Origin of the sequence: Klebsiella sp. CN_Kp091, assembly GCF_040065095.1 — a bacterium.
Classification (GTDB): Bacteria; Pseudomonadota; Gammaproteobacteria; order Enterobacterales; family Enterobacteriaceae; genus Klebsiella; species Klebsiella aerogenes.
Genome location: NZ_JBEAIO010000021.1, coordinates 1 through 14,782 on the forward strand (window position 1 = coordinate 1; position 14,782 = coordinate 14,782).

19 protein-coding genes are annotated in these 14,782 nt (G+C 53.6%); 6 read left to right on the forward strand and 13 right to left on the reverse strand.

The genetic code is table 11. The features are described from left to right. The first annotated feature begins 243 nt into the window (after positions 1-243). Both ABLV17_RS13390 and ABLV17_RS13395 read left to right on the forward strand, forming a co-directional pair. Positions 244-1,104, forward strand: coding sequence for a mechanosensitive ion channel domain-containing protein (locus tag ABLV17_RS13390; protein ID WP_308958045.1), 861 nt, complete (start codon positions 244-246; stop codon positions 1,102-1,104). 149 nt (positions 1,105-1,253) lie between these two features. Next, positions 1,254-1,664: a hypothetical protein gene (locus ABLV17_RS13395; protein WP_113373124.1), complete on the forward strand. Its 411-nt coding sequence runs from the start codon at positions 1,254-1,256 to the stop codon at positions 1,662-1,664. Positions 1,665-1,696: 32 nt separating this feature from the next. Here the strand turns inward: ABLV17_RS13395 and ABLV17_RS13400 are convergent, their stop codons facing one another. Both ABLV17_RS13400 and ABLV17_RS13405 read right to left on the reverse strand, forming a co-directional pair. Next, a complete protein-coding gene (locus tag ABLV17_RS13400; RefSeq protein WP_087859897.1) occupies positions 1,697-1,858 on the reverse strand; it encodes a hypothetical protein in 162 nt (53 codons plus the stop codon). Positions 1,859-1,880: 22 nt separating this feature from the next. Next, complete coding sequence (locus ABLV17_RS13405; protein ID WP_087859896.1) at positions 1,881-2,582, reverse strand: pirin family protein; 702 nt, start codon at positions 2,580-2,582, stop codon at positions 1,881-1,883. A gap of 104 nt (positions 2,583-2,686) precedes the next feature. Between ABLV17_RS13405 and ABLV17_RS13410 the strand changes: the two genes are divergently transcribed. Further along, on the forward strand, positions 2,687-3,583 hold the full coding sequence (locus ABLV17_RS13410) for a LysR family transcriptional regulator (protein ID WP_045377888.1): 897 nt from the start codon (positions 2,687-2,689) through the stop codon (positions 3,581-3,583). A 38-nt stretch (positions 3,584-3,621) separates the two neighbouring features. Here ABLV17_RS13410 and ABLV17_RS13415 read toward each other — a convergent pair whose 3' ends face one another. The 3 genes from ABLV17_RS13415 to ABLV17_RS13425 all read right to left on the reverse strand — a co-directional run bounded on the left by ABLV17_RS13415 (position 3,622) and on the right by ABLV17_RS13425 (position 5,569). Next, positions 3,622-3,990, reverse strand: a complete 369-nt coding sequence (locus tag ABLV17_RS13415) for a DUF805 domain-containing protein (RefSeq protein ID WP_087859895.1) — start codon at positions 3,988-3,990, stop codon at positions 3,622-3,624. Positions 3,991-4,115: 125 nt separating this feature from the next. Further along, complete coding sequence (locus ABLV17_RS13420; protein WP_020077868.1) at positions 4,116-5,102, reverse strand: glutathione S-transferase family protein; 987 nt, start codon at positions 5,100-5,102, stop codon at positions 4,116-4,118. Positions 5,103-5,176: 74 nt separating this feature from the next. Beyond that, positions 5,177-5,569, reverse strand: a complete 393-nt coding sequence (locus tag ABLV17_RS13425; RefSeq protein ID WP_015703571.1) for a DoxX family protein — start codon at positions 5,567-5,569, stop codon at positions 5,177-5,179. Between the two features lie 324 nt (positions 5,570-5,893). Here ABLV17_RS13425 and ABLV17_RS13430 point away from each other — a divergent pair, with 324 nt between their 5' ends. After that, the gene (locus ABLV17_RS13430) at positions 5,894-6,103 is read left to right on the forward strand and encodes a hypothetical protein (RefSeq protein ID WP_032715873.1); all 210 of its coding nucleotides are present in this window, start codon (positions 5,894-5,896) and stop codon (positions 6,101-6,103) included. An 8-nt stretch (positions 6,104-6,111) separates the two neighbouring features. Here ABLV17_RS13430 and ABLV17_RS13435 read toward each other — a convergent pair whose 3' ends face one another. The 8 genes from ABLV17_RS13435 to ABLV17_RS13470 all read right to left on the reverse strand — a co-directional run bounded on the left by ABLV17_RS13435 (position 6,112) and on the right by ABLV17_RS13470 (position 11,259). Next, complete coding sequence (locus ABLV17_RS13435) at positions 6,112-6,408, reverse strand: YqjK-like family protein (protein ID WP_213316660.1); 297 nt, start codon at positions 6,406-6,408, stop codon at positions 6,112-6,114. After that, positions 6,405-6,803 (reverse strand): phage holin family protein, encoded by a 399-nt coding sequence (locus ABLV17_RS13440; protein WP_015369572.1) that lies wholly within the window; start codon positions 6,801-6,803, stop codon positions 6,405-6,407. The genes ABLV17_RS13435 and ABLV17_RS13440 overlap by 4 nt, the downstream gene beginning before the upstream one ends. A 2-nt stretch (positions 6,804-6,805) precedes the next feature. After that, positions 6,806-7,111 (reverse strand): YqjD family protein, encoded by a 306-nt coding sequence (locus ABLV17_RS13445; RefSeq protein ID WP_015369573.1) that lies wholly within the window; start codon positions 7,109-7,111, stop codon positions 6,806-6,808. Between the two features lie 25 nt (positions 7,112-7,136). Next, the gene (locus ABLV17_RS13450; protein ID WP_047044796.1) at positions 7,137-7,505 is read right to left on the reverse strand and encodes a DUF1090 domain-containing protein; all 369 of its coding nucleotides are present in this window, start codon (positions 7,503-7,505) and stop codon (positions 7,137-7,139) included. A 148-nt stretch (positions 7,506-7,653) separates the two neighbouring features. Then, positions 7,654-8,031, reverse strand: a complete 378-nt coding sequence (gene mzrA / locus ABLV17_RS13455; RefSeq protein ID WP_162750128.1) for an EnvZ/OmpR regulon moderator MzrA — start codon at positions 8,029-8,031, stop codon at positions 7,654-7,656. 8 nt (positions 8,032-8,039) lie between these two features. Further along, positions 8,040-8,702 carry a DedA family general envelope maintenance protein YqjA gene (yqjA, locus tag ABLV17_RS13460; protein WP_015369576.1) on the reverse strand — a complete coding sequence of 221 codons (663 nt, stop codon included), beginning with the start codon at positions 8,700-8,702 and terminating at the stop codon, positions 8,040-8,042. Positions 8,703-9,052: 350 nt separating this feature from the next. Then, entirely contained in the window at positions 9,053-9,829 is a 777-nt protein-coding gene (exuR, locus tag ABLV17_RS13465; protein ID WP_015369577.1) for a transcriptional regulator ExuR, read from the reverse strand. 128 nt (positions 9,830-9,957) lie between these two features. Beyond that, on the reverse strand, positions 9,958-11,259 hold the full coding sequence (locus ABLV17_RS13470) for an MFS transporter (RefSeq protein ID WP_045394906.1): 1,302 nt from the start codon (positions 11,257-11,259) through the stop codon (positions 9,958-9,960). 468 nt (positions 11,260-11,727) lie between these two features. Between ABLV17_RS13470 and uxaC the strand changes: the two genes are divergently transcribed. Together uxaC and ABLV17_RS13480 are read left to right on the forward strand one after the other, a co-directional pair. Continuing rightward, a complete protein-coding gene (uxaC, locus tag ABLV17_RS13475) occupies positions 11,728-13,140 on the forward strand; it encodes a glucuronate isomerase (protein WP_113373122.1) in 1,413 nt (470 codons plus the stop codon). 18 nt (positions 13,141-13,158) lie between these two features. Then, positions 13,159-14,646, forward strand: coding sequence for an altronate dehydratase family protein (locus ABLV17_RS13480; protein ID WP_113373121.1), 1,488 nt, complete (start codon positions 13,159-13,161; stop codon positions 14,644-14,646). Positions 14,647-14,782: the final 136 nt, after the last annotated feature.

The window sequence follows — 14,782 nt, forward strand, 5'->3', positions numbered from 1 at the left end:
TTCACCTCTTCAATGTAAAAACCCCGCTCCGGCGGGGTTTTTGCTATCCGGAGGGTGGAACAAAGATGAATGACTGTCCACTTTTAAACAGCTTTCTGGCTGCATTGCAGGCCGCGCTCGTTGATACTGTCACGCTTTGAAAATGTATCTTCTATTCATTAATCTCAATCCCTCATTTGCAGCGGTCATCATTCAGCTTAATGGATAGCAGGTTTTAGGTATTATCCAGACAGGGCGGTGGACGTGAAAAATGTAGTGTTATTCCCCCAAATCAAAGCGGCGCTCGCCTGGCTTGTCGGCCATGGCGATACAATTATGCAGTTTGCGTGGAATATCGCGGCGGCGCTAATCATTTTGTTTGTTGGTAAGCTGATTTCGAAATTACTCGGCAAAACTCTCGAGAAAATTCTGCTGCGACGCAACGTAGATGCGACAATCGTCCACTTCTTCGCCGCGCTGGTGCGCTATATCACCATGGCTTTTGCGATTATCGCCGCGTTAGGCCGGGTAGGGATTGAAACCTCATCCATTATCGCCGTCCTTGGCGCGGCAGGTCTGGCCATTGGCCTGGCGCTGCAGGGCTCGCTGTCAAATTTTGCCGCAGGCGTATTGCTGGTGACGTTACGCCCCTTCCGCGCGGGTAACTTTGTGCAGGTGGGGGCGGTATCCGGTCTGGTACAATCGGTACATGTTTTTTCCACCACACTGCTGACTGTGGATAATAAAGAAGTCATTATCCCGAACGGGAAAATTATTGCCGATAGCATCGTTAACTATTCCCGCCATCCCTATCGCCGCATCGATCTCACGCTTGGGGTGGCATGTCATAGCCAAATATCACACGTTAAACAGGTGATCCAGACGCTTATCGATAATGAAAAGCGCATCGATCGTTCTCGCGGTACCACGGTTCGCCTGATCGAGTTGGCTCCTGGTTCGCTTAATTTTACCATTCGCGTATGGGTAAAAAATGCGGAGTATTGGGATACCTATTTTGATTTTCTGGAAAATATCAAAAATGCGCTCGATGAAAATAAAATTATGCTGGCTGCGCCGCGCATGGATATTAATTTAACGTCGCCGGATTTAGTGCGTGTTCAATAAGCAAGAAGAATTTTATATTTCATATAATTCATTTGGTGAATGTATTATCTGAATATTTACACTGGTGAACATGCTTTTTTACACATCGTCATTATTGTTCAGGGAATAATAGAGCGTCTTATCACTACGTACTTATTCAGGATAACAAGATGAACAAACTTTCTCGGATGGTATTAATGACGGCTGTAGCCGCGGGATTCTCCATGGCGGCACAGGCTGCTGAGGTTAACGCCGCTCCGGCGCCGGCTCAGGATCCTATCGTTCAGCATTTAAAATTGAGCCAGGATCAGGTCGCTAAAATTAAGAGCCTGCATCAGGAAATGGAAAAGAACGTCCAGCAGGTTTCGCAGAAAGATATTAAAGATGGCGTTTTATTTGACGTGATCGATTCCGGTAAGTGGAATGAGAAAGCGGTGAAAGATCAGCTGGCGGCCTTTGGCAAGGTTGAACAGCAGGTGCGCTATTATCGCGTGAAGTACTATTTCGGTGTAAATCAGGTTCTGACGCCGGAACAGCGTACTCAGGTGAAAAAAGATCTCTCTCAGGCATTGAGCGAGTAATAAAGTCGGCCCCGTTATGGGGCCGATTTTCATCAGGCGGCGTTATCTTCGTCCTGCAACCGCGTTTGCGCATCTTCCACGATGGCTTCCAGTTCACTCAGCATCTCTTCATAGCCAAAGCCGATTGGGCTCATGGTTTCCACAGCGACTGGCTGGTCTAACGGTTGCGCCTTTTTGCTCTTTTTCTTGCTCACTCACAAACTCCCGGCTTCCTTGTTACACCGGTAAATCTATCAGCAAAGCGCGCAGCGGCGTATCGGCGACGAGGGTAATGTTAGCTTCGTCACGAATAAAAGCGCCATCACCGCAGGTTAATGCCTGTTTCTCTTCCTTTTTTGCCACGGCATGTACCGTACCGTGAATCGACTGCAGATAGGCGCGCGGGCCGTGCAGTTGAACGCTAATCTCTTCACCCTTCGCCAGCTGCAGATGATGGATCCATACCTGTTGGCGCAGCTGTACACTGTCACCGCTGCCATCCGGTGAAGCCAGTAACTGGATTGACGAGTCGCTAACCGCGAGTTTCTGCACCAGCGGATTTTCGCGTTCCGGGCAGGCGTCGAGCCACAGCTGCATGCGCGTCAACGACTGCTCTTTACTGAGATTATGCTCACTGTAGCTGACCCCCGGTTGGGTGGAGAGCAGCAAGGCTTCACCAGCCTTTGCCTGTACGTGGTTGCCGTCGCTATCGCGGTATTCCGCTTCACCTTCCAGAATCAGATTCAGGATATCGACCTTTGGATAGGTACGCGGCTGAAATGACGCGCCCGGCGCCAGCACTTCTTGATTGAGTACGCGCAGCGAGGCGTAACCCAGCAATTTAGGGTCGAAGTAGTGGCCAAAGGAAAAGGTGTAGCGGGCCTGCAGCCAGCCGAAGTCTGCTTGACCGCATTGTTTGGCTGTTCGGGTTGTAATCATTTTCTTGACCTCTCTTTACACTAAATCAATGGTAAAGGTATGGACGCTGTATTGTTAGCCAGATATTCTGCCCGGTATGTTCAAAATTCCTGAATGAGAGCGAAATGGCGAAAGAGAGAGCATTAACGCTGGAAGCGTTACGCGTAATGGATGCGATAGACCGACGCGGGAGCTTTGCCGCTGCGGCTGACGAGCTGGGGCGCGTGCCTTCGGCCCTAAGCTACACCATGCAAAAACTGGAAGAAGAACTGGATGTGGTGCTGTTTGACCGTTCTGGCCATCGCACAAAATTTACGAACGTTGGCCGCATGCTGCTGGAACGCGGGCGCGTGCTGCTGGAAGCGGCGGACAAGCTGACTACCGACGCCGAAGCGCTGTCGCGCGGCTGGGAAACTCACCTGACCATCGTCACCGAAGCCTTGGTTCCGACCACCGATCTGTTTCCGCTGATTGAGAAGCTGGCGACCAAATCCAATACCCAGCTGTCGATTATTACCGAAGTGCTGGCCGGCGCCTGGGAGCGGCTGGAGCAGGGGCGTGCTGATATCGTCGTCGCGCCGGATATGCATTTTCGTTCATCGTCAGAAATTAACTCACGTAAGCTCTATTCGGTGTTAAGCGTTTACGTCGCCGCGCCGGATCACCCGATTCATCAAGAGCCAGAACCGCTTTCCGAGGTGACGCGGGTGAAATATCGTGGCGTCGCGGTGGCGGATACCGCGCGCGAGCGCCCGGTGCTGACGGTGCAACTGCTGGATAAACAGCCGCGTTTAACCGTCAGCACCATTGAAGATAAACGCCAGGCGCTGCTGGCGGGGCTAGGGGTTGCAACCATGCCTTATCCGTTGGTTGAGAAAGATATTGCCGAAGGGCGCCTGCGGGTTGTGAGTCCTGAATACACCAACGAAATTGATATTATTATGGCCTGGCGCCGTGACAGCATGGGCGAAGCCAAATCGTGGTGTCTACGGGAGATCCCGAAACTGTTCGCCGGCAGATAACGGGAAGATGCGCTCCTCCGCCGCGAGGAGCGCGTAAATCAGTAGGAGTAGGGTTTTGGATTTGGCCCAAAGCGATTGTCGCCGGGCGTGCCGTTCTGGCAATTGAAAATCAAAATCACCAGCCAGCCGATGACCGGGATCAGCAGCAGCAGTAGCCACCACGCCGAGCGGTCGGTGTCATGCAGGCGACGAAACTGCACCGCCCACCAGGGTAAAAAAACCAGCACGCCGTAAATGGTCGTCAGGATGCCTTCACCCCCAGCACGCTGCCAGCCGAGCATCTTATCAATGATGCTGAGCACTGCGGTGAGAATGATGTTGACCAGAATAAACATCCAGTACTCTTTGCGCCGGGCGCGACCGCCAAAGCCAATATAGTTTCGTAATACTTTTAGATACCAGTCCATTTTCTCACGCCTTAGTTAACCATTAATCACTTGTTTTTAAAGCGATCAAAATAATCATAGGCGTGAATATCAAACTGGTAAATATCCGTTATCTGAATAAAAGGCGCCTTTCGGCGCCTTATCGATCAGCGGGAAAAGCGATCCCGTCCGTGCGGTTCGTTGAGATCCTGCTGCGGACCCACGGAGATGATCCCCGTCGGGTTGATGGTTTTGTGGCTGCGATAATAGTGATTGCGGATATGCGGGAAATTCACCGTTTCCGCAATCCCCGGCATCTGGTAGATATCGCGCAGGAAACCGTACAGGTTGAGATAGTCGCTGATGCGGCGCTTATCGCATTTAAAGTGGGTGACATACACCGGGTCGAAACGAACCAGCGTTGTCCACAGGCGGATATCCGCTTCCGTTAACTGGTTTCCGGTCAGGTAGCGGTGCTGACCGAGGATCTGCTCAAGGCGTTCGAGCGAGGTAAACAGCGCGTCTACGGCTTCGTCATAGGCCTGCTGGCTGGTGGCGAAACCGGCTTTATACACCCCGTTGTTAACGTTGTCGTAGATCCAGCTATTCAGATCGTCGATCTTTTCTCGCAACGCCGGCGGATAATAGTCGCCCGCGCGCGCGCCCAGGCCATCAAACGCGGTATTGAACATGCGGATGATTTCAGCCGACTCATTGCTGACGATGGTCTGTTGTTTTTTATCCCACAGCACCGGAACGGTCACCCGGCCGGTGTAATGCGGATCGGCCTGCAGATAAAGCTGATAGAGGAACTGATGATGATAGAGCTGGTCGCCGGTCGCATCGGGGAAATCGTCGGCGAAGGTCCAGCCGTTTTCCAGCATCAGGGGATTCACCACTGAGACGGATATAAAGGGTTCTAATCCTTTTAACTTGCGCAGAATCAGGGTGCGATGCGCCCACGGGCAGGCCAGTGAAACGTACAGGTGATAGCGGTCTTTCTCTGCGGCGAAGCCACCTTCGCCCGCAGGGCCCGGCGCGCCATCGGCGGTGAGCCAGTTGCGGAAGGCTGAAACGGAACGCTTGAACCGTCCTCCGGTGGATTTGGTGTCATACCAGGTATCTTGCCAGACGCCGTCGACTAATTGTCCCATTACTTCCTCCTTCAGATAGCAAAAGCGAGGAGATAGCCCCTCGCTTTTTTAGATTTTTACTCAGTATAGTGCGCTTACCACTTTTTATTCAGCACGCGGTCGATGCTGAATGCGCCCGGACCTGTCACGGCCAGCAGCAGATAACCACCAGCGATGGTCAGGTTTTTCATGAACATCAGCGAGTTCACGCCTTCAGCAAAGTTGCTGTGGAACAGGAACGCGGTCAGCAGGGTGAAGCCTGCGGTGAACAGCGCGGTAGTGCGAGTCAGGAAACCGAACAGAATCGCCAGACCGCCGCCAAACTCAAGCAGAATAGTCAGCGGCAGCAGCGCTCCCGGAACACCCATTGCTTCCATATACTGCTGCGTACCTGCATACCCGGTGATTTTTCCCCAACCAGCGGTAATGAACAGAATCGGCATCAGAATACGCGCTACCAATACACCAACATCTTCTAATTTTTTCATTTCTTACTCCAGAAAACCCAAAGGGCGGCGATTTCGTTTTTTAGTGCAATCCTGCGTGGTTACGCGGGCTTGCTGTCGATGGAGAGGATATTAGCGAGCTTGAGAGGGGATTGTTAGCAAGGAAAACTGTAGTTCTTTTTCAAAGTTTCTGAGCAATTGGTGCGATCGGTGAAAATATTTTCCGAGGCGCCTCGCAGCGTACGTGGCTATCGGTTGTTTTATCACCAGAGGCACCTTATCCTTGCCCGTTCCGGCCATTTGACCAGCCCTGGCAGATTTTTTCGTCAACTGGCGCAGGGAATGCCTGAACATAAGGAGCAGCTGATGACATTAGCAGAATGGTTTGAAGAGCGTGGGCGCACGAAGGGAAGAAAACAGGGTCGTGAAGAGGGGCGTGAAGAAGGTAGAGAAGAAGGCGAACGTCAGGCGACGCGTAAAATAGCTCTTGCGATGCTTCGTAACGGCGTTGATAGCGCGCTGGTCAGTAAAACCACCGGTTTAAGCGAACAAGAGCTCAGCGCGCTGGCGCACTGAGCGAGCAATTAACGCGATGCGGACTGGCGCAGAATCTCTTTGACCATCCGCCAGGTGCTCCAGATGCCGAGGCCGCGTTTGCCCCAGCGGATTAAAAAGCGCGGATGGCGTACTGACCAGATAGCCATCACCCCGCTGCCGACCATCGCCCATGAACGCAGATGTTTCAGCGTTTGCCAGCCGCGATCGATAGGCGAGGTGGCTTCCAGCCAGTGACGATGGCTGGCGGCCAAATCCAGCCGCTGTTGCTGGATTTGGCGCAGCAGCAGCGCTTTTCGCTGGTCGCGTTCCTGTTGGCCGCTCATCGACGATCGTCCTCAAGCAGCGCGCGATCGTTCGCCAGCTCGTCGCGGGTATGACGTAAAAACGTTGAGCGGCGAGCTTTCCTGAGGGTCCAAATTCCCCCTATCAATGAGGCGAGTAACAGGACGCTGGTGGTCGCGATCATCACGTGCAGGCGGTACTGTGGATCGACGGCCCAGATGATCAGCACCAGCAGGCTCATCAGCCCAAAAGCGGCGAATAACAGCGTTAGCCCGAGCATCAGCAACAGCTGGAAGAGGTTCGCTTTCTCCTCTTCCAGCTCCACGACGACCAGGCGCAAGCGCGTTTCCACCATTTCGACCAGCAGCGTGATAATCCGCTGGCCGATGCCGAATACGCTCTGTCCCGGGCCCTGCGTGTGTTGAGAGTTTGCCATAATTAACGGCGCGACAGCAGTACGCCGACAACCAGCCCGACGGCTGCGCCAATGCCCACGCCGGTCCATGGATTTTCGCGGACGTACTCATCGGCCCGAGCGGCGGTTTCACGCGTCTGCTTGACGATGGCATCGCTGGTGTCGCTGAGACGCACACGGCTGTCTTTCAGTACGCTTTCCGCTTTGCTACGCAGTTTGCCGAGTTCTTCTTTCGATTTATCGGTGGAGGAGTTCAGTACTTCTTCCAGCGTGTCAGCCAGATTTTTCAGCTCAGCGCGTAGATCTTCTGCAACGTTATCTTTAGCCATCTTGTTCTCCTGTAGCGTTTACCAATTAATAATCGCGTGACTCAAGCGCTTTCAGTTCCTGCTGCGCTTCATCCAGTTTGCGTTCCCGTTTGCTAATTTTGTCTGCATCGCCTTTCTGCTTCGCCTCGCTCAGATCGCGCTGACGTTCGGCAACTTCGGCCTTCTGTTTAGCGATTTTCTGCTGATGTTCAGCCCTGACTTTGCTGTCGCTGCAGTTAGCGCGAACTTCCTGCAGCGCTTTGTTCAGGCCGTCTATGCGATGCTGATTATGGTGTTTTTCGGCATAGCTGATCTCCCGTTGGATGCTTTGTTCTTTTTCCTGACAAGGAGAGGCTGCGAAGGCGCTGGCGCTAAGTGAGGTCAGAGCCAGTAATAGTGCGATGCGGTAATTCATGGATTCTACCTTCCATTGTGTGAGGGGATATCGGTGATATACCCAATCCAGTCAACATTACAAGCCAGGCGGTTCCCGCAGTGTTAATAATAGACACGAAAGCGAGACTTCACCAAACCGTGCGAAAAGATTCGGAATTTTTGACGCGTTATCCCAAACGGCGCGGAGCATCGCGCAGGCGGGATAACCAGGCGGTGGCCGAATTTTCTTCATCCACCAGAGCAATAATATAACCGTGAGGCAGAGCTCGGCCCAATACTTCTTTTGCCGCGGCGCCCTGAGCATTGGAGTCGAATTTGATCAGCAGGCCGTCTTTTTGCGGCGTGATGCTCTTAAAACGGATGCCGTTGGCGTCAAGATGATGCCAGACGGAAAAACCGTCCGGCATAGCGACGCCCTGGCTGACGGGACGGATGGCCAGGGTGGACTCATGCTGACTGACGGTCAACCACAGCCAGACGATGGCGCAAAGCAGCAGTGAGCCGCCCAGCAGCCACCGCAGCTGGCGCCAGGAAGGACGTTTGATGACCATGCTCAGCTCCGACTGCTGTGTTTTTTCTTCCACAGTACAACCAGGGAGCCGATCAGACCAAAGACCAGCAGCGCAACCGGTAGCAGCATCAGACATGACATCAGCTGATCTTCATACTTCAGGAACACCGGTGTTTTACCCAGCAGATAGCCGAGAGAGGTAAGAATCAGCACCCACAGCAGGCCGCTCATCCAGTTAAAGAACTGGAAACGCGCGTTATTCAGACCTGAGATACCGGCAATTGTTGGCAGCAGCGTACGTACGAAGGCGATAAAGCGGCCAATCAGCAGCGCTGACAACCCATGCTTGTGGAACAGGTGATGGGCTCGCTGGTGATAATGCGAGGGTAAATGCGAGAGCCAGTTTTGCACGATCCGCGTATTGCCCAGCCATCGGCCCTGGATATAGCTTACCCAGCAACCAAGGCTCGCCGCCGCCGTCAGCAGCAGTAAGGTTTCCGGGAAGCCCATCGCCCCTTTGGCGATCAAAACGCCGACCAGCACCAGCAGGCTGTCGCCTGGTAAAAACGCCGCCGGCAGTAAACCGTTCTCAAGGAACAAAATCATAAATAAGACAAAATAGAGCATGCCAATCATGGAGGGATTAGCGAGGGTTTCGTAATCCTGGGCCCATAAGGCATTCAGTAATTGGGTTAGTAGTTCCATTCACGATTCCTGGTACATCGGTTAACGGTACGTCTGAACGCGGTGTATTCATTAGCCATCGGGTATAGCGACTAAATTATTATGAGAGTATGGCCGCTGTTAATACGTTCTGATCGAATCCTTGATTAAACAGTAAGTAAACACTTACCTGCAGAACGGTAAAATGCATCTAATTGTAACAAACTAGCTGACTTCACGTCATAGAAATTGCAGTTTGTTGCTGATTGATTTTGCGGGTTGCGGGGATGAGTAGCGAGAGGATTTACACAGGCTGACACTATATATGCTTTGCTTACCCTGTCGGGTCTGCGGGCAGAAAAAGAGGTTCTGCCCGTGAAAGGGATAATACGTTATTTTGCCCCGTTCGCCGCGGTATCGAGATGAACCACCGGATTTTCGGCAAACAGATAGCGATCGGCATTGAATTCAAAGTCATCGCTGGTTTCGTTAAACAGCATCAGCTTGGTATTTTCCAGATGCTGCCACATTGCCAGCTTCGCCGCGTGAGGGTCTTTACGAATGAGCGCTTTGAGGATTTGGTCATGATCGTCGCACCAGTTGTCGACGGTGCGCAGGTCGATATGATCGTGTAGTTTTTTCCAGTACGGGTTATGTACACGCTGGGTCCACATCTTCTCTACGATGGCGGCAAGCGCGGTGTTCTGGGTGGCCAGCGCGACCTGGACATGGAACTGCAGGTCCCATTCGGAATCGCGGAAGCACTTCTCGTTGCGGGCTTTCTCCTGAATTTCCATTAGCTTCATGATGTCCTGTTTGGTCACCTGAGTCGCGGCGAATTCAGCGATATTGCTCTCAATTAACTGACGGGCCTGGAGTAATTCAAACGGACCATAGTTGGCGAACTCCAGCGATTCATCCACCACCTGTTGGTATTTCGGGTGGTTGGAAATAACGTGGATGCCGGAGCCTTTGCGGACTTCAACATAGCCTTCGACTTCCAGCATGATGATGGCTTCGCGAACCACGGTGCGGCTGACGCTTTTTTCATCGGCGATAAAGCGCTCTGCGGGCAGCTTATCCCCTACAAGGTAGACGCCTTGTTCGATACGCGTCTTTAGCTCAGCGGCAAGCTGCTGATAGAGACGGCGCGGTTCACTGATTTCCATATTCGCTCCCGGAAGATGGCGACAATATTCGATTTGTTATACCACTTTTACGCGCTTTCCACCACTGGAAGGCATAAAAAAAGCCGCCTCAAAAAGGCGGCTTAGTCGGTGCAAAATCATCTGGCAGTCTAGCTTTGCGTCACCGGTTTCGTGGTATTGAGCGGCGTCGAGTCATCGTCGGCCGATTTGTTTTTCAGTACCGTCCAGATAACCAGCGCGCCGAGTAAGTCGAAGACCGCCAGCACCGCGAACAGCGGGCTGAAACCGATGGTATCCGCCAGCGCGCCGACGACCAGCGCGAACATGGTGCTGGCCAGCCACGCCGCCATCCCGGTCAGGCCGTTGGCGGTGGCCACTTCGTTACGACCAAAGACGTCGGAAGAGAGAGTGATCAGCGCGCCGGACAAGGCCTGGTGAGCAAAACCGCCGACGCACAGCAGCGCAATCGCCACATACGGGCTGGTGAACAGGCCAATCATGCCAGGACCAATCATCAGCAGGGCGCCCATCGTCACGACCATTTTACGTGAGACGATAAGATTCACGCCAAACCAGCGCTGGAACAGCGGCGGCAGGTAGCCGCCGACGATGCAGCCGAGGTCGGCGAACAGCATCGGCATCCAGGCGAACATAGCGATCTCTTTCAGGTTAAAGCCGTAAACTTTAAACATGAACAGCGGGATCCAGGCGTTGAAGGTACCCCAGGCTGGTTCTGCGAGGAAGCGCGGCAGCGCAATACCCCAGAACTGACGGTTACGCAGGATCTGCCACGGCGACATTTTCTTCGCGTTATTGGTCTGATGCTGAGATTCCTGGCCGCCGATGATGTAGTCACGTTCTTCATCGGTGAGTTTTTTCTGATCGCGCGGGTGTTTGTAGAAAATCAGCCAGGCCATCGCCCAGGCGAAGCTCAGAACCCCGGAAATAATAAATGCCATCTGCCAGCTATGCATGACAATCGCCCATACCACCAGCGGCGGAGCAATCATCGCGCCGATGGAAGAGCCGACGTTGAAGTAGCCGACGGCGATGGAACGCTCTTTCGCCGGGAACCATTCGGAACTGGCTTTCAGACCGGCTGGGATCATCGCCGCTTCCGCTGCGCCGACCGCGCCGCGGGCCAGCGCCAGGCCGCCCCAGCTCCCTGCCAGCGCCGTTGAACCGCAGAATACCGCCCAGGCGATAGCAAAGAAGGCGTAGCCAATTTTGGTGCCAAGCACATCAAGCACATAGCCGGCAACCGGCTGCATAACGGTATATGCAGCGGAGTAGGCGGCGATGATATAAGAATATTGTTGGGTTGAAATGTGCAACTCTTCCATCAGCGTCGGCGCAGCCGCCGCTACGGTGTTACGAGTCAGGTAACCCAGCACGGTGCCCAGCGTCACCAGTGCGATCATATACCAACGTAACCCTTTAATTTTACGCATGTAAAACCTCATCGTTGTTGTCTCTCCGCAGCGTCTGCGGCCATCTTTCCACTCGTTAAGAGGAGCAGGATGGGGAAACGGAGGGTTCAGGACGTGAACTGAACCTTGCCATCAGTGGTTAAAGTGAAACCGGCATCCCTACCGTTTAAGCCGATGTCATTCACACCGGTAATACATTCCGTCGGTTTATATGTTGCGACGGCAGAAAGATAACTTGTCATACAACTTTAAAAGTTGAGTACTGTCACAAAAGTGGGAAAGTTTGTAGGGACATTATTCGCGGCAATCAAAGCCAGTTCTGGCGCGGCTTGCAGCGATGTTTACTCCTTTGGTGGTGCTTTTTTTGTCGACGTTTATTGATCTAACTCACGAAAAATACTTCGGCCTGTAGAAATTGGTGTGATAACTTTGTCAGCATTAGAGTCAATCATCTGATGGGCTCCTTGATGGGGCGAAGAGGACACGACAATGACACCGTTTATGACCGAAGATTTTCTGCTTGATACCGAGTTTGCCCGCCGTCTGTACCACGATTACGCCAAAGATCAGCCGATTTTCGACTACCACTGCCACCTTCCGCCGCAGCAGGTTGCCGAAAATTACCGTTTTAAAAACTTGTATGACATCTGGCTGAAAGGCGACCATTACAAATGGCGCGCGATGCGTACCAACGGCGTGGCGGAGCGCCTGTGTACCGGCGATGCTTCCGATCGCGAGAAATTTGACGCCTGGGCGGCGACCGTTCCTCATACCATCGGTAACCCGCTATACCACTGGACGCATTTAGAGCTGCGCCGTCCTTTTGGTATTACAGGTAAGTTACTGTCGCCAGCCACGGCGGATGAAATCTGGGATCGGTGTAATGAGTTACTGGCTCAGGAGTCGTTTTCTGCCCGTGGAATCATGAAGCAGATGAATGTGAAGATGGTGGGGACGACCGACGATCCGATTGATTCGCTGGAGCATCACGCGGCGGTCGCCAAAGATAGCACCTTTGATATCAAGGTACTGCCGAGCTGGCGCCCGGATAAAGCGTTCAATATCGAGCAGGCCACTTTTAACGATTACATGAACAAGCTTGGCGAAGTCTCCGATACCGAGATTCGCCGTTTTGCCGATCTGCAAAGCGCGCTGACTAAGCGTCTGGATCACTTTGCCGCTCACGGCTGTAAAGTTTCCGACCACGCGCTGGACGTTGTGCTGTTCGCTGAAGCCACTGATAGCGAACTGGATAGCATTCTGGCGCGCCGTGTGGCGGGCGAAACGCTCAGCGAGCATGAAGTCGCGCAGTTCAAAACGGCGGTGCTGGTGTTCCTCGGTGCGGAATACGCGCGCCGCGGCTGGGTACAGCAGTACCACATCGGCGCGCTGCGTAACAACAACCTGCGTCAGTTCAAACTGTTAGGGCCGGATGTTGGCTTCGACTCCATCAACGATCGTCCGATGGCTGAAGAGCTATCAAAGCTGCTGAGCAAGCAGAACGAAGAAAACCTGCTGCCGAAAACCATTCTGTACTGCCTGAACCCACGCGATAACGAAGTGCTGGGCACCATGGTCGGTAACTTCCAGGGCGAAGGCATGCCGGGCAAGATGCAGTTCGGTTCCGGCTGGTGGTTCAACGATCAGAAAGACGGCATGGAACGTCAGATGACCCAGCTGGCGCAGCTTGGTCTGCTGAGCCGCTTTGTCGGTATGCTGACCGACAGCCGCAGCTTCCTCTCCTACACCCGCCACGAATACTTCCGCCGTATTTTGTGCCAGATGATCGGCCGCTGGGTGGCTGCTGGCGAAGCGCCTGCGGATATCGCGCTGCTGGGCGAGATGGTGAAAAACATCTGCTTTAACAATGCGCGTGATTACTTCGCCATTGAATTGAACTAAGGCCTGAGGTCGGTTGATATGCAATACATTAAAATCCATTCGCAGGATAACGTCGCGGTGGCGCTGGCGGATATGGCGTCAGGAACCGTGGTGACGATTGATAACGATACCGTCACCCTCCGCCAGGATGTTGTCCGCGGTCATAAGTTCGCGCTGCGGGCCATTGCGAAAGGTGAAAACGTCATTAAGTACGGGTTGCCGATTGGTCATGCGCTGGCGGATATCGCGCCGGGCGAGCATGTTCATGCGCACAATACGCGTACCAATCTGAGCGATCTCGACGCGTATCGCTATCAACCAGACCTGGTTGAACAACCGGCGCAGCCTGCGGATCGCGACGTTGAGATTTATCGTCGCGCCAGCGGTGAAGTCGGCGTGCGTAACGAATTATGGATCCTGCCGACCGTGGGCTGTGTTAACGGCATCGCCCGGCAGATCCAGAACCGTTTCCTGAAAGAGACCAACGACGCGGAAGGCACCGACGGCGTCTTCCTTTTCAGCCACACCTACGGCTGCTCGCAGTTGGGAGATGACCATATCAACACCCGTACCATGCTGCAAAACATGGTCCGCCACCCGAATGCCGGGGCGGTGTTGGTGATTGGTCTTGGTTGCGAGAACAACCAGGTTGATGCCTTCCGTGAAACGCTGGGGGATTTTGACCCGGAACGCGTGCACTTCATGATTTGCCAACATCAGGAAGATGAAGTGGAAGCGGGAATTGAGCATCTTCATCAGCTCTATGAAGTGATGCGCCATGATAAACGCGAAGCGGGTAAACTGAGCGAACTGAAGTTTGGCCTTGAGTGTGGCGGCTCGGACGGCCTGTCCGGCATTACCGCTAACCCAATGCTGGGGCGTTTTTCTGACTATCTGATTGCGAACGGCGGCACCACGGTGTTGACCGAAGTGCCGGAAATGTTCGGCGCCGAGCAGCTACTGATGAGCCACTGTCGCGACGAAGAGACCTTCGGCAAACTGGTCACTATGGTCAATGATTTTAAACAGTATTTTATCGCCCACGACCAGCCTATCTATGAGAACCCGTCGCCGGGCAACAAAGCGGGCGGTATCACGACGCTGGAAGATAAGTCGCTTGGCTGCACGCAGAAAGCCGGTTCCAGCCAGGTGGTGGACGTTCTACGCTACGGCGAACGGTTGAAAGTCCACGGGTTGAATCTGTTGAGCGCTCCGGGTAACGACGCGGTGGCGACCAGCGCGCTGGCGGGCGCCGGCTGTCATATGGTGCTGTTCAGTACCGGTCGCGGCACCCCTTATGGTGGTTTCGTACCGACGGTAAAAATCGCTACCAACAGCGAGCTGGCGGCGAAGAAAAAGCACTGGATTGATTTCGATGCCGGGCAGTTGATTCACGGGAAAGCGATGCCGCAGGTGCTGGAGGAGTTTGTCGATCTGATCGTTGATATCGCCAACGGCAAGCAAACCTGCAACGAACGCAATGATTTCCGCGAACTGGCTATCTTTAAAAGCGGCGTCACGCTGTAACGGCAGTGACCACCGCGGTGTTTGCAAGGTCGGATAAGCGCAACGCCATCCGACAATATTGAGCTCTCCCCGGTCGCGCTCACGCTTACCGGGGCTACCAGCCGAATACCGGACCGTAGGTCGGATAAGCGTAGCG

Bases quoted from the DNA above. Each gene is read 5' to 3' on its own strand.
- ABLV17_RS13480 (WP_113373121.1), top strand. From the start codon at position 13,159: ATGCAATACATTAAAATCCATTCGCAGGATAACGTCGCGGTGGCGCTG.
- ABLV17_RS13430 (WP_032715873.1), top strand. From the start codon at position 5,894: ATGACATTAGCAGAATGGTTTGAAGAGCGTGGGCGCACGAAGGGAAGA.
- yqjA (WP_015369576.1), bottom strand. From the start codon at position 8,702: ATGGAACTACTAACCCAATTACTGAATGCCTTATGGGCCCAGGATTAC.
- ABLV17_RS13420 (WP_020077868.1), bottom strand. From the start codon at position 5,102: ATGGGACAATTAGTCGACGGCGTCTGGCAAGATACCTGGTATGACACC.
- ABLV17_RS13415 (WP_087859895.1), bottom strand. From the start codon at position 3,990: ATGGACTGGTATCTAAAAGTATTACGAAACTATATTGGCTTTGGCGGT.
- ABLV17_RS13405 (WP_087859896.1), bottom strand. From the start codon at position 2,582: ATGATTACAACCCGAACAGCCAAACAATGCGGTCAAGCAGACTTCGGC.
- ABLV17_RS13410 (WP_045377888.1), top strand. From the start codon at position 2,687: ATGGCGAAAGAGAGAGCATTAACGCTGGAAGCGTTACGCGTAATGGAT.
- exuR (WP_015369577.1), bottom strand. From the start codon at position 9,829: ATGGAAATCAGTGAACCGCGCCGTCTCTATCAGCAGCTTGCCGCTGAG.
- ABLV17_RS13470 (WP_045394906.1), bottom strand. From the start codon at position 11,259: ATGCGTAAAATTAAAGGGTTACGTTGGTATATGATCGCACTGGTGACG.
- ABLV17_RS13425 (WP_015703571.1), bottom strand. From the start codon at position 5,569: ATGAAAAAATTAGAAGATGTTGGTGTATTGGTAGCGCGTATTCTGATG.
- uxaC (WP_113373122.1), top strand. From the start codon at position 11,728: ATGACACCGTTTATGACCGAAGATTTTCTGCTTGATACCGAGTTTGCC.
- ABLV17_RS13440 (WP_015369572.1), bottom strand. From the start codon at position 6,803: ATGGCAAACTCTCAACACACGCAGGGCCCGGGACAGAGCGTATTCGGC.
- ABLV17_RS13450 (WP_047044796.1), bottom strand. From the start codon at position 7,505: ATGAATTACCGCATCGCACTATTACTGGCTCTGACCTCACTTAGCGCC.
- ABLV17_RS13395 (WP_113373124.1), top strand. From the start codon at position 1,254: ATGAACAAACTTTCTCGGATGGTATTAATGACGGCTGTAGCCGCGGGA.
- ABLV17_RS13435 (WP_213316660.1), bottom strand. From the start codon at position 6,408: ATGAGCGGCCAACAGGAACGCGACCAGCGAAAAGCGCTGCTGCTGCGC.
- ABLV17_RS13445 (WP_015369573.1), bottom strand. From the start codon at position 7,111: ATGGCTAAAGATAACGTTGCAGAAGATCTACGCGCTGAGCTGAAAAAT.